8 protein-coding genes are annotated in these 13,675 nt (G+C 36.0%); 3 read left to right on the forward strand and 5 right to left on the reverse strand.

The window, feature by feature from the left end:
• The first annotated feature begins 162 nt into the window (after nucleotides 1-162).
• From EZ428_RS10735 to EZ428_RS10745, 3 genes are all read left to right on the forward strand, one after another.
• Complete coding sequence (locus EZ428_RS10735) at nucleotides 163-1,134, forward strand: hypothetical protein (protein ID WP_131553139.1); 972 nt, start codon at nucleotides 163-165, stop codon at nucleotides 1,132-1,134.
• 196 nt (nucleotides 1,135-1,330) lie between these two features.
• The gene (locus EZ428_RS10740) at nucleotides 1,331-3,319 is read left to right on the forward strand and encodes a DUF7849 domain-containing protein (protein WP_131553140.1); all 1,989 of its coding nucleotides are present in this window, start codon (nucleotides 1,331-1,333) and stop codon (nucleotides 3,317-3,319) included.
• A gap of 148 nt (nucleotides 3,320-3,467) precedes the next feature.
• On the forward strand, nucleotides 3,468-6,140 hold the full coding sequence (locus EZ428_RS10745; protein WP_131553141.1) for a CHAT domain-containing protein: 2,673 nt from the start codon (nucleotides 3,468-3,470) through the stop codon (nucleotides 6,138-6,140).
• Nucleotides 6,141-6,164: 24 nt separating this feature from the next.
• Here EZ428_RS10745 and EZ428_RS10750 read toward each other — a convergent pair whose 3' ends face one another.
• The 5 genes from EZ428_RS10750 to EZ428_RS10770 all read right to left on the reverse strand — a co-directional run bounded on the left by EZ428_RS10750 (nucleotide 6,165) and on the right by EZ428_RS10770 (nucleotide 13,573).
• Nucleotides 6,165-6,518, reverse strand: a complete 354-nt coding sequence (locus EZ428_RS10750; protein WP_131553142.1) for a DUF6717 family protein — start codon at nucleotides 6,516-6,518, stop codon at nucleotides 6,165-6,167.
• A gap of 91 nt (nucleotides 6,519-6,609) precedes the next feature.
• Complete coding sequence (gene glgB / locus EZ428_RS10755) at nucleotides 6,610-8,616, reverse strand: 1,4-alpha-glucan branching protein GlgB (protein WP_131553143.1); 2,007 nt, start codon at nucleotides 8,614-8,616, stop codon at nucleotides 6,610-6,612.
• A 70-nt stretch (nucleotides 8,617-8,686) separates the two neighbouring features.
• Nucleotides 8,687-9,337 carry an ATP-binding cassette domain-containing protein gene (locus EZ428_RS10760; protein ID WP_131553144.1) on the reverse strand — a complete coding sequence of 217 codons (651 nt, stop codon included), beginning with the start codon at nucleotides 9,335-9,337 and terminating at the stop codon, nucleotides 8,687-8,689.
• Between the two features lie 324 nt (nucleotides 9,338-9,661).
• Entirely contained in the window at nucleotides 9,662-12,133 is a 2,472-nt protein-coding gene (locus tag EZ428_RS10765; RefSeq protein WP_131553145.1) for a glycoside hydrolase family 31 protein, read from the reverse strand.
• Between the two features lie 27 nt (nucleotides 12,134-12,160).
• Nucleotides 12,161-13,573: an MFS transporter gene (locus EZ428_RS10770; protein WP_131553146.1), complete on the reverse strand. Its 1,413-nt coding sequence runs from the start codon at nucleotides 13,571-13,573 to the stop codon at nucleotides 12,161-12,163.
• Nucleotides 13,574-13,675: the final 102 nt, after the last annotated feature.

A 13,675-nucleotide genomic window follows, 5' to 3' on the forward strand; every position in this document is an offset into this window, starting at 1 on the left:
TGATTTGGTTAGCCTAATTTAGGCTTTCTTCTGCATTGAAAGAAAAAATTTAATAATAGGGGTAACAAATTTTTGGTTTGACTTATATATCATCAAACCCTATTAAATGGCGTACGCTGAAAAGCCTTTAAAAGAGTAAGCATCAATTTAAAATTAAAGATCATGAAAAAGTTAAACCTAACCTACGCAATTTTTGCAATTATAATCTTATTTTCTGCAGCTTGTAAAAAAGACAAAAACAACGGTAACACTGCCAACTCGGCAAAAGAATTTGCTGCTCTTTTGGGTCCGCAAATACAAAGTGTAAAAATTAACGGAAGTACATCAAACACGTTTACCTTAAAGGGCGGAACAAAAATTATCATTCCGGCAGGTGCCATTAAATTAGGTGGTGTTGCCGTAACCGGGGAACTCACCATTGATGCGATGGAAGTTTTAAAAAGAAGCGATGTTTTATTTAGCGGCACTAATACCAATCATATTAGTGGTGCCCCTTTAGCATCAGATGGCTTCATCTACCTAAATGCAAGTGTAAATGGAGTAAAAGTAGACCAGGCTTTAAGTGCCGCCATTAAAATCTCTATCCCTACCAATAGAACTGGAACTACCCAGATTTGGGAAGGTGTAGAAAAAGTGGGTGCAGATAACCAAATGGCTTGGCAAGCACCTGTACAAAACCCTGCTGGTGGTGGTGTACAAATTAAACGTGAAGCAGATGCTGCTGCTGGCTCATTTACTTTTGACATGGGCAACTTAGGCTGGATTAATTGTGATGTGTTTTATAGTTATGCCAATCCGAAAACAACTACTCGTGTAACCTTGGTAAACAATCCTGGTACAATGGCCTCATTTAGGGCATTTAGTGGAGAAACTTTTGTATTCTTCTGTGCAAAAGGAAGTAATGTGGCTGCGCAACTATATACTCCAGATGGCGCAAACAAGGTAAAAAGTTATGATGATGTAATGCCAATTGGTGTACAGGGTAAATATTTATCGTTCTCTATTAAGGATGGTAAATACTACTATGCAGAGCTAGAAACTACCATTGTGGCTAGCCAGAACATTACTTTAACCTTGGTTGAAACTACTGAAGCACAAGTGCAAACTGCTATTAATAGCCTAAACAACTACTAATATTCTCAAATATTAACCATAAAGATGGGGTCATTCATTTGGCCTCATCTTTTTCGATTTCTTTATTACAAATAAAAATCTATAAATTTAATAATGATGAAACCGTCATATTTAAAAAGAATCATTAGGCGCAAAGAGCAATGATTCTTTTTAAATATAAAAGGCTTCATCTGGCAAAAATCAAACCAAATAACAGATGAAAACGCTATTCTCAATTTTGCTTTTTGTAGGAGTTAGTTCTGCTTATGCACAGGTTTTACCAAGCGATACCGTCCCTGCAATTATCAATTACACCACAGAAAATGGCATCACTAAATTTACATCAGAATTAAGGCCTTTAAGGCAAATTGCAGGTGCGCCTGCCCCATTCTATACTTATTTTTGGGAGTTTGGTGATGGAGGTTTTAGTTTCGAAAAAGACCCAATTCATATTTACAAAGGCAAAGACCCAATTCTAGCTAGACTTTATGCCACCAACAATTACGATGATGGTAAACGTCCGCCAACTAAACCAAAGCCAATTATTAAACCTAACACTACAAGTAGACCTATGATGGCTTCCAATTCTACCGAGCCCTCATTATTTAAAATGGGTGGCAACATAGAACTGAAAAGCAATTGTATGCCCAAACCAGGCGATGACATGATGATTGTTTTTGGTTATAGAAACAAAGCAGAAAATGGTCAACAGAATTTAAATGGTACAGTTGCCCTTTTATTTAATGATAAGGAGTTTGCCAATAACAATTTCGTGCTGGCAGAAACGAGAGCATATCATGAAGAAAAGAAAGCGGACTTAAAACCATTATTAAACACTGCTTATTTGCCAATAAAAAAGAACAACCCAGCACTATATTATGCTTCGCTAAATGGGATGCAATTTAGTGCCGATGAAAAAATACTGTTAAGTGATAAAGCAAAGGATTTCAAAAGCAGTGAAACTTGGCGTTTCGAAAACCTGAAACAAAATGAAGAGCGTTTTCTGTTCATGCATTTTAAAACAACACCAGAAATGCTAAAGGATACGAATGCAGTAGTAAGGATTACAGCTGTTTTTATTCCTGATAATCCTTTGGTAGAAAAGGAGTTTTTTAACATGGAACTGCAGATTGTGGCTTCTCATGACCCTAATAAAATGGTACTCAGAAAAACCAGGATGAACTATCGTTTTACAGGAAAAAATAGAGAATTAACTTATAAAATACGTTTCCAAAACACAGGTAAAGGGCCTGCAAAAAAAGTTGATGTAGCGGTAAATATCTCTGAAGTGTTTAATCAGGAAACGATAAAAATTACCAAAACCAAACCTGAAGTAATCAATTGCGATTCTGCATATACCAATCAGAGTTGCATTAAAACCATTAAAGGTACTGATAGTGTCCACTTTGTGTTTAGCAATATTTATTTACCAGGTTTACAGCAAAAAGGGGTAAATGATGCCGACTCTACCATGGGTTTTGTAGAATATAAAATCAAGTTTAAGGAAAAGCCTAAAAAGCTACCCATTAAAAGTGGTGCCGCCATTGTATTTGATAAAAACGAACCCATTTATACCAATAGGGCTGTCGGCCGATTTAAAATGGGCCTATCTCCAGGCATAATCATTGGTTATGGTTTCCCTTTTGAAACCGACAATAAAAATTACCTGAACAGCAAAAACGTAGTTATTGGCGGCAGTTTAGCACCCTATGCACCACACCGATATTATTGGCAGGCCGAACTATACCTAAGCTCGTTTAAAGAAAGTGCAGATTTAGTGAGTTCAAGTGGCCCAGGAAAAGATACTCTCATTAACAGAATCCCTTACCGAATATTGAACAAGGACTATACAAAATTTAGAAAAGTAACTACCGTTAATTTAGTCCCTGCCCAAATGAGGTATAACATTAGCAAATATATTGGTGCTGGTGCAGGTGCTTTGGTTTCGTTAGATATTTACAACAAAAACACCGATGTACTTGATTATAAGTTGAGCACTCAAAGTGCCAATGGTACAAGCACAGATTCTGATTTAAAGGTAATTGCCAACGAATTAAAGCAGCATTTCGCTAATGCTAGAGTTTCCTTTTTTGCTGATGTGCAATTAGGCTTGGTAAGGGTTGGCCCATCAATTGGCTTTAGGTATCTCTTCGATCCAAAAACAGATAACAATAGAATGGCAACTTATGTTACTTGGAAGTTTTGAGTTTAGGGTTTAGGGTTTAGGGTTTAGGGTTTAGGGTTTAGGGTGATTAGAAATGGTTAGTTGCTAAGGTTTAACACTTATATTTCTAAATGCTAACTACTATATACTAACTACTTTTTATTAAATTAGCTGAACTGCAATCCCTTTCATGCGTTTGGTACGATTACGTTTTACATTTTTAACGTTACTTATTTGCTCAAGTATTTTCTTATTTGCGCAGGGCGATGCCATTCAGAAAAAACTAGATTCATTTAAGCAAAAGGATAATTTAAGCGACTGGATTTATGAGCGATTAAATTATGTGACGGAAAATCCGCAGTTGCGATTAGCTTATTTGATGGAAACACAAAGTAAGGCTTGGCGTAAAGCAAAAACAGCTAGTGAGCATTATGTTTGGCTAAATCTATTAAGTACACAAGGTTATTATCAATTGTTAGATGGAAATATATTGAGTTCCATTAATAGTTACGAAGCTGCATTTGATTATTACCTTAAAAATAAAGTAGCTGATTACGATATTGTAGAGTACACCTTTAAACCACTTAGTAATAATTATACTAGACTGGGGGATTACGAGAAAGCCGTATACCTACAACAACGCTCTATCAGCTTCCTTTTAAGAAAAAATGATTTACCAGAAAATATTGCATTATTATACAGCAATATGGCCATTTCCTATCGCTCAATGGGCAACTTAAACGAAGCGGAGAAAAGTATAAATGCAGGCTTAAAATTAGCCAAGCAAAACAGTAAAGTAAACATCATCTTAAACAATATATTGGCTGGTATTCTATTTGACAAAAAAGAGTATGCCACTGCAGCAAAGCTGATTGAGCTTAATATTTCAAAACAGAAAAACATCAATCAAGATAATGCTTATTGGTTAATGGGTTCTTATACTTATGCAGGAGATATTTTTAGGGAATTAAACAAACTATCGCAAGCTGAAAGCTATTTCAGTAAAGCTTTAAACATCCTTAACAAATATTATAATGGAACTAGATTAAGGGAAAAGGCAAATATCCTTACTCAATTAGGCAGTATTAAATTATTAGCAAAGGAACCTCAATTAGCAATTGCTTATTTTAATGAGACATTGACTACTTTAAGAATAACTAACCTAAACAAAGTAGATGTTAACAAAATATACGGAGATAACATGGTTGTTAATGTTTTTCAGGAAATGGCGGGGGCTAATCTACAATTAAACAAACCTAAAGAAGCTTATCAATACATTAAGTTGGCTTTGCTTTCTGCAGACAAAATCAGGAATGAATTTGCAGATGACAAGACAAAGGAACGTTTACAGGTTAGTCTCAAACTGATAGCTGAAAAAGGTATTGAAATCACTTTTAACCTTTATCAGCAAACTAAGGATAAATCGCTTCTAAATGAAATTTTAAACCTGGCAGAACAAAGCAAAAGCAGAACATTATTAGACCAGATCAACAGAAACCAGGTTCTTGCTGCTGCTAACCAAAAAGATTCGCTCTTCATTAAAAAACAAGCTTATGAAAAAGCTATCATTTATAATGAAAAACAGGAAATTGAAGGTAAGAGCAACAAGAGTTCTACAGAAACAGCCAAGTTGAAATACTTTTTGGCGCTGGTAAACAAACAAATCAAGCAAACGCATAAACAATTTAATAGTGATAGATTTAACACCCCAATTACGAAAGTACTATTGGCTTTGCCCAATCAAAAGATAATTGAATATTTCTTTGGGAAGGATGCGGTTTACATCATTGACATCAATAACAGACAGGTTAACAATGTCATCAAACTGGATAATTCTAGACTAATAAAAACTGCAATCCAAACCTATGCAAACACTTATTTTCAGCATGGTGCTGATGCGATGATCAATGAACCAAAAGCATTTTATTTAGCTTCCCATCAAATTTACCAAACCATTCTCCGTGGAATTAAACTTCAAAAAAACGAATCTGTTATCATAGTACCAGATGATGTTTTGGGCTTCATTTCTTTTGATGGCTTAATAACCGACAAAAATTATAAACCTAGCATTTCAAGCTGGCCATTTCTAATCAAAAGCAACAGTTTAACCTATGCTTTTTCTTTGAAAACGTTAATCGCTCAGAAGAAAGCGTCGAGTGCAAAAAACTTTACTGGGCTTTTCATTACACATCAAAAAAATGGTTTAAAGCCTTTACAAGCAGTTGAAGATGAAGCGGTGGCTATTAAAAAAGTACTAAAGGGAGATTTTCTATTTAATGAAAAAGTGAATAGCGCTATGCTTAATAAGACTTTTGAGAATAGTCAGGTATTACATATAGGTACCCACGCCTATTTATCTGGTAAAAATCAAGAGCCAACATTAGACCTAGGTAAGGAAAAACTATTCTTGTTTGAACTCTCAGCAAAAAAGCAAGCACCATCTTTAGTTGTTTTAAGCGCTTGCCGAACAGCAGATGGTTTATTGGCCAATGGCGAAGGGATAATTAGCTTATCACGGGGTTTTATTGCAATTGGCACACCTGCAACAATTGCGGGCTTATGGAATGTAAATGATGTAGTTGCTTCGGTGATCATAGGCGATTTCTATAAACATATAGTTAGCCACAAAAGCAATGGTGAAGCCTTACATCAGACAAAAATTGATTGGCTAAACAAGCCTCAAAATAACAATGCTTTTTACTTGCCTTATTATTGGGATAACCTCATTTATATGGGAACAGACCAGCATATAGAATTGACTAGTGCTACAAATTGGGGGCTGATTTGGGGTGTTGGAGCTGTTTTTGTTATATTATTAGCGATGATATTAGTTTTAAGGAGGGGAATTGGTAGGGCGAATTAACATCGAGTGACGACCTTAACTATCTCACTTCACCTTAAAAAACAATTTCTGAGGAATATAATCGAAAACAAAACTTGTTACTTCGCAAAGCCATAGTTTTAAGTCTATTTTCTCAGATTGATAGGTCTCCAAATAATAAATCCCTCCACCACCCAGATTCTCTTCTCTAATGCGCAATAGCGTCAAGGTTTCAGCATTGGCAAAAGGTTCATCAGCCATTTCGATTTCTACCTTATCGGTATTCTTGCTAATTAAATCCAACCATTGATCTGCACCTTCAATCATTTGCAAATCTTCGGGGTCGCCTTTCCATTCTGGCAAAGTTAACCACCATTCGGATTTATCTTTTTTGTTAAACTCGAAGTTTCTTTTTAGCATTGACATTATTTACAATATGCGTCACCCTGAATTCATTTCAGGGTCTTTCCTGCAAGCCAGATGCTGAAATAAATTCAGCATGACGCTATAATTAACTAATTCCTTTTTTAAAAACACATACCGCTAAAGGTGGAACGTTGATTGAAATTGATTGCGGATGGTTATTATAGTCAATATTTTCGGTATCAAACAGTCCTTCATTTAGTTTACCACTACCATAAAACTCAACTGCATCGGTATTAAAGATTTCTTTCCATTTCCCTTTCATCGGCATACCTACCCTAAAGTTTTCGCGGTAAACTGGCGTGAGATTAAGTACAATGACCAAAGTATCCTTTGCCTTTTCTGCCTTTCTTGCATACACATAAATCGAGCTATCTGCATTATCTGCATCAATCCACTCAAAGCCTTCATAAGAGAAATTATATTTGTATAAAGCCGGTTCGTTGCGGTAAAGGAAGTTTAAAGCCCTAACCAATTGCTGCATTCCAGCGTGTGGAGGATATTGCAATAAATCCCAGCTTAATGATTCGGTAAAATTCCACTCGTTGGTTTGTGCAAATTCATTACCCATGAACAACAACTTAGTACCAGGATGGGTAAACATGTAAGCATACAATACACGAAGATTAGCAAACTTTTGCCATTCGTCTCCAGGCATTTTATAAATCATTGATGACTTACCATGCACTACTTCATCGTGCGAAAAAGGCAGCATAAAGTTTTCGGTAAAAGCATAAGTCATACTAAATGTCAATTGATGGTGATGATGTTTTCTGGCAATTGGATCATTCTTGAAATACTTTAAAGTATCATTCATCCAACCCATCATCCACTTCATTCCGAAGCCTAAACCACCTGCATAAACTGGTCTGGTTACACCATCAAATGTGCTGCTTTCTTCTGCAATGGTGTGTACGCCTTTATAATTGCCATAAATGGCTTCATTTAAATCTTTCAGAAACTGGATTGCGCCCAAATTCTCGCTTCCACCATATTCATTTGTCCCTGCTTCTTCTGCTGTTCTAGAAAAGTCGAAATATAACATAGATGCTACTGCATCAACTCTTAAACCATCTGCATGGAATTGATCAATCCAGAACATCGCATTGCTAATTAAAAAAGAGCGGACTTCATTTCTATCATAGTTGAAGATGTAAGATTTCCAATCGGGATGAAATCCTTTGCGCATATCTGCATGCTCAAACAAATGCGTCCCATCGAAATTGAACAAACCATTTGCGTCTCCTGGAAAGTGTGATGGAACCCAGTCTAAAATTACTGCAATATTGTTTTTGTGTAATTCCTCTATCAGATACATCAAATCTTGTGGAGAACCATGTCTAGAACTAGCGGCAAAATATCCAGTGATCTGATATCCCCAAGATGGGTAATATGGATATTCCATGATGGGCAATAACTCAACATGCGTAAAGCCCATTTCTAAAATATATGGGACAAGCGTATTCGCTATTTCGCCATAACTTAAAACCCGCTCTGAATTACTTGGGTCGCGTTGCCAAGAACCTAAATGTAGCTCATAAACGGATATAGGTTGGTCTAAAGCATTTAATTTAGGTCGTTTAGTAAGCCAAGCTTTATCTTTCCAAGTATAATCTGTATCCCAAACTATGGAAGCTTTTTGAGGCGGGTGTTCCCATCTTAACGCATAAGGGTCTCCCTTTTCTAAATCACTGTCATCAAAACCTTTGATGTAGTATTTATAAACTTCACCTTTCCCTACAAAAGGGATAAAACCTTCCCAAATACCAGAAGCATCCCAACGTTTATATAAAGGATGACTTTCTCTAGCCCAACTATTAAAGCCGCCAATTACTGCTACTTCTTGTGCATTCGGTGCCCAAACTGCAAAATAAGTTCCAGCGGTCTTATTTACAGTTAGCAAGTGAGCACCCATTTTTTCGTATAAACGGAAATGTTTTCCAGATACGAAAAGGGCTATATCAAAATCGGTTAACAGACTATGCACCCAAACACTTCTAGAATAATCTGCAAATGGGTTTTCTTTTTTTGGCACGGCTACTTTTTTAACTGCTGCAGTAGTTTTTGTTGGAGTAGTTTTTTTAGTACTTGCCATGTTCATAGTTGATTAGATTGCTGTAATTTACTTTTTTTAACCTTAGTTTATAAGATTTATTTAAAAAAAATTAACTAGGCAAATATCCATTCAATATCAAATCATCTTCAGTATTTATGGCATAGTTACAGCCATTATGAATCAAGACAATACGTGTTGACACATCCAAAATCTGTTGATAATAATGATCAGTAACAACGAAACCTTTATGAGCTTTAAATGCTAAGATATGTTGTTTTAATTCCTCAGCAACTAGCGGAGCCAATTGAGAGAATGGCTCATCTAATAACACATATTTAGCATCGCTATAAATGACAAACAATGCTTCTATTAATCTCCTGCTGCCTCCGGATAAATTGCCAACTTTTTCGTTTAAGTTCAACTTAACAACATTTACCTCAAGCAATTGTTCTCTATAAATATTGGCGTATAATTGGACCAAATCTTTTACTTTAAGATAATGAGGAATGAAATATCCTTGAGGGAGATAAGCAATATGTTTAGATAAATATCCTTTTAATGTAAATTGCCCATCAATTTTAAGATGTATGAATCGAGGTTTTATATCACCAAAAATAATCTTCAACAGGGTTGATTTCCCAGAACCATTTCTGCCTAACAATCCCACTACTTCGCCAATCTTACAGTTTAAAAAAATACTGCTGAGTACCTCTCTTTCACCATAGCGATGGTTTACGCTATCAATATATAGCTCTTGCATACAAAGGAAATTAATAAAAGCGAAAGGAAAACAATAAAGTCGACACTAAAGAGTAAAGAAAATATCTTTCTATAACCAAGGCCTAAATTGCGATAGTAGAAACTTCTTTGTGTGAAAAACAACTTCTCTATCCCAAATGTAATGGCATAAGCCATTGCTTTAAAAGCTAAGGCTAAATTATACAAAGCAACTTTATCAAATCCTTTTAAAAGAAAGAGATAGGCAAAAAATAGGCTGAGGGATAAATTAAGAAATAGAACTAGTTTGAAATGATGAGTGTAGATGAATATCAATCTCTTAAACATAGTTCTATTTCCTTAAACTTTAAGCGCCTATAATTTTAATATGGATAAAGTTTTTATTCGATTTAAATCTTAAACGTTGGCGTTCATCAATACTGAAATCTGTTTCCTTATCATCAACAAAAACCTTGCTGATTTTAAAAGGTATTCCAATTACATTATAATCGTACAATTCATAATTTGGTGTATAAAGACCTTCAGTAGCTTGCTGGATAAATAAGTTTTTGCCATCTCCTCTTACGCTAAATTTCTTCTCTAGGTAAATATCTTGCTCATAAGCAAAAGTATCACCGTGGTCTTCAAACAAGAAAGAGTTTACTTCGTAATCTGCATAATAAACATTTAACCAAACTTCATCAATTGGTTTTTCGCCAACATATTGCATTACCGGGTATTCTGGAATAACAGAACCTGCCCTTACAAATAATGGCATATCTTCTAATGGTGCATCGATATTGTATTCTTTTCCTCCATCTAATAACTGATGTGTCCAGAAGTTATACCATTGACCTTTTGGTAAATAAACAATTCTAGAAACTGCACCTTGCTCTAAAACAGGGCAAACTAGAATTTTATCGCCAAAAGTAAATTCATCCTGACGGTAGTGATTACCAATATTTTCTTGTTCTAACATAGTTAACGGTCTCAAAATTGGAAAACCATAACGATGATGTTCCCAGAAAACCGAATATATATATGGCATTAAGCGATAACGCAATTCTATAAACTTGCGGTTAATGGATGTAAAAGGTTCACCAAAACTCCAAGGTTCACGTTCTGAGGTATCTCCGGCAGAGTGCGCCCTCATGAACGGAGAAAACGTTCCTAACTGAATCCACCTGGTAAATAATTCACCATCTGGTTCTCCACTAAATCCACCTATATCTGTTCCACAAAAAGGAACGCCTGAGATTGACATGCGCTGGCATTGGATATTACCCAATTTTAAATGCTCCCATGTTGCCACATTATCGCCAGTCCAAACACTTGCGTAACGTTGCATACCTGAATAACCTGCTCTGGTAATGGTAAACGGACGTTTATTACGCATTAACTTCTTTAAGCCATCATACGTAGAACGCACCATTTGCATGCCGTAAACATTATGGGCTTTACGATGAGAGCCTCTGTAGCCATCATAGTTATGTCTTACGTCATTTGGAAAAGTACCTGCGCCAAAAACTGCGGGTTCATTCATGTCATTCCAAACTCCAGCCACTTCTAAATCAACTAATTCCTTATACAATCCGCCCCACCATTCTCTTACTGCCGGATTGGTAAAATCTGGAAATTGGCATCTCCCTGGCCAAACATGACCCTCCATGAAATAATCATCGCTACGGCGACAGAAGAAATTATTCTCTTTTCCTTCCTTAAACACCCAATAATTATCGTCCACTTTAATTCCTGGATCTATCATCACAACGGTTTTCATACCAATGTTCAATAGATCCTTGATCATCTTTTTAGGATCTGGAAAGTATTTTTTATTCCAAGTAAAGCATCGATAGCCATCCATGTAATCGATATCTAGATATATCGCATCACAAGGAATTTGGCGTGACCTAAAACCTTCTGCCACTTCTCTTACCTTACTTTCTGGATAATAGCTCCATCTACACTGATGATAACCTAAAGCCCATTTTGGCGGCAGTTGATGCGTTCCTGTTAAAGTCTGGTAACGTTTAACCACATCCATCATGTGTGGCCCATGGATGTAATAATATTGCAGTTCGCCACCATCAGCCCAAAAACTTGTTTTTTCATTGTTTTCTCTACCGAAATCAAAATAAGAACGGAAAGTATTATCAAAGAAAATTCCATATCCAGCACCTTGATGAATGCCGATGTAAAAAGGAATGGTACGATATAAGGGATCCTGATCCCAACCAAAAGAATAAGCATCAGTATTCCAGTTTTGGAATTTTCTACCACGCAAATTCATATTTCCAGACTTATCACCTAAACCGAAGAAGTTTTCTTCTTGCAAGCATTCCTTGGTAGCATAAACATAATAACCACCAAACTCAACGTTTTCTTCCCAATGCATAGGAGAAGCGTCCTGGCTCATAACCATTGAGGTTGCATTGTCTACAAAGGAAACTAGAAAATCTTCTTTTCTAACTTTACAGGTAACTGTATTGGTTGAAATAGAATAATATTCATCACTTTCCTCTAGCCTGAAGGTGGTTACTTTTTGGTCTACAACAGGAACCGCGTAAGAAAAATCATCTAAAAAAACACCGTGTGGTGCTAATCTAACCCTAATAATTTCATCGCTAACAATCCTAACTTCTACCTTTGCATTACCATCAGAAAAATAGAATTTATTTCCTTCTTTTTTAACTTTTGTAACTGTAGTTAGGTATTGTTTAACAATAGGTTTTAAGTCGGTAACAGGATTATTAAGGTGTTGAATAATTTCTTCTGTATTTTCTCCTCCAATTGTTTCTGCTAAAATTTGTTTTTCGTCGCTATTTGTTTCTTCTGCCATAAATAATATATCAAAGCTATCACTGCATTACTCTAAAACTTCCGTATCCTCTGCTTGATGAGTAATTACTTTTTTATCTGTAATCAAAAAATTTGCCAGTCCGCCAATAATTAAAGCTGAACCAGCTAAAAGCATCGAATTAATTACTTCCTCGCCAAAAATAACATGATATAAATAATTTAAACCACCTGTTGCGGCAATAATTTGCGGAATTACAATAAACATATTAAAAATCCCCATATAAATCCCCATTTTTTTTGGATTTATAGCACTAGACAACATGGCGTAAGGCATTGAGAGTATGCTTCCCCATGATATCCCTATCAAAATGAACGAATAAATAAGCTGTTGTGGGTCTTGAATATAATACATCGATATAAATCCAAATCCGCCAGCTATTAAACTAAACATGTGGATATATTTCCTGTTTATGCTTCTTTTTGCCGCATAAAAAGTTAATAACAAAGCAAAAGCCATTGATGACAAACCATACATCCCCATATAAGAACCAACTAAATCGGCAGCATCATTATAAGCCTTACTGGCTGTCATAAACAGTGCTTTTGAGCTTTCATCTGCCATGTTAAAAGCCGATTCTATAGGTGCAGGCGCATGGAAAACGTGTGTAGTTAAAGCAGGTGTAGCTAAACTCCACATGGCAAAAAAAGCAAACCAGCTAAAAAACTGAATAACTCCCAATAATTTCATTGTTTTTGGCATCTTGCCGATGCTTGAAAAAATTTCGTTGAAGCCATTCAAAAAACCTTTACTTTGCTCGTTTTCCTTTTTAAACTCTTCTAAATCATCTGGCGGATATTCTGATGTAGTAAAAATTGTATACAAAACAGAGATTAAAAATACTGCCCCGCCTATGGCAAAAGCAATTTTAACAGAAAGTGGAACTAAACCGGGCAACGCTTCATTAGAAACACCCATTTTATTTACTAACCAAGGTAAATTACTTGCAATCCATGTACCTACACCAATAATTAAAGTTTGCATTACAAAACCATAAGAACGTTGAGAATCCGGCAATTTATCGGCCACTAAAGCCCTAAAAGGTTCCATTGTGATATTAATAGACGCATCTAAAACCCATAAACAGCCTGCCGCAACCCATAATACTGGAGAATTTGGCAAGAAAAATAAAACGATTGTGCTTAGCACTGCACCAATTAAGAAAAATGGTTTTCTTCTGCCCCATTTTGGACTCCAAGTTCTATCGCTCAGATAACCAATTACAGGTTGTACCAGCAAGCCTGTTAAAGGTGCTGCAACCCATAAAGCTGGGATACTATCTTGACTTGCACCCAAGGTTTGAAAGATACGAGACATGAAACCGCCCTGTAAGGCAAAGCCGAATTGAATGCCTAGAAAGCCAAAGCTCATGTTAAAAATGCTCCAAAAAGAAAGTTTTGGTTTGCGTGAAAAATTGGTCATAGTATATTTGGTTAGGTTAGTTATTATACTTCATACTTGTCATGCAGTGCGGAGCGTCGCATATCTAAAAACAGACTCGTTAACGAAACCCTTGCCTGTCCG

The organism is Pedobacter frigiditerrae (genome assembly GCF_004331645.1).
In the GTDB taxonomy this organism is placed as follows: Bacteria; Bacteroidota; Bacteroidia; order Sphingobacteriales; family Sphingobacteriaceae; genus Pedobacter; species Pedobacter frigiditerrae.

Coding starts and splice junctions, on each gene's coding strand:
- EZ428_RS10735 (WP_131553139.1), top strand. CDS start 163: ATGAAAAAGTTAAACCTAACCTACGCAATTTTTGCAATTATAATCTTA.
- EZ428_RS10740 (WP_131553140.1), top strand. CDS start 1,331: ATGAAAACGCTATTCTCAATTTTGCTTTTTGTAGGAGTTAGTTCTGCT.
- EZ428_RS10745 (WP_131553141.1), top strand. CDS start 3,468: ATGCGTTTGGTACGATTACGTTTTACATTTTTAACGTTACTTATTTGC.
- EZ428_RS10750 (WP_131553142.1), bottom strand. CDS start 6,518: ATGCTAAAAAGAAACTTCGAGTTTAACAAAAAAGATAAATCCGAATGG.
- glgB (WP_131553143.1), bottom strand. CDS start 8,616: ATGGCAAGTACTAAAAAAACTACTCCAACAAAAACTACTGCAGCAGTT.
- EZ428_RS10760 (WP_131553144.1), bottom strand. CDS start 9,337: ATGCAAGAGCTATATATTGATAGCGTAAACCATCGCTATGGTGAAAGA.
- EZ428_RS10765 (WP_131553145.1), bottom strand. CDS start 12,133: ATGGCAGAAGAAACAAATAGCGACGAAAAACAAATTTTAGCAGAAACA.
- EZ428_RS10770 (WP_131553146.1), bottom strand. CDS start 13,573: ATGACCAATTTTTCACGCAAACCAAAACTTTCTTTTTGGAGCATTTTT.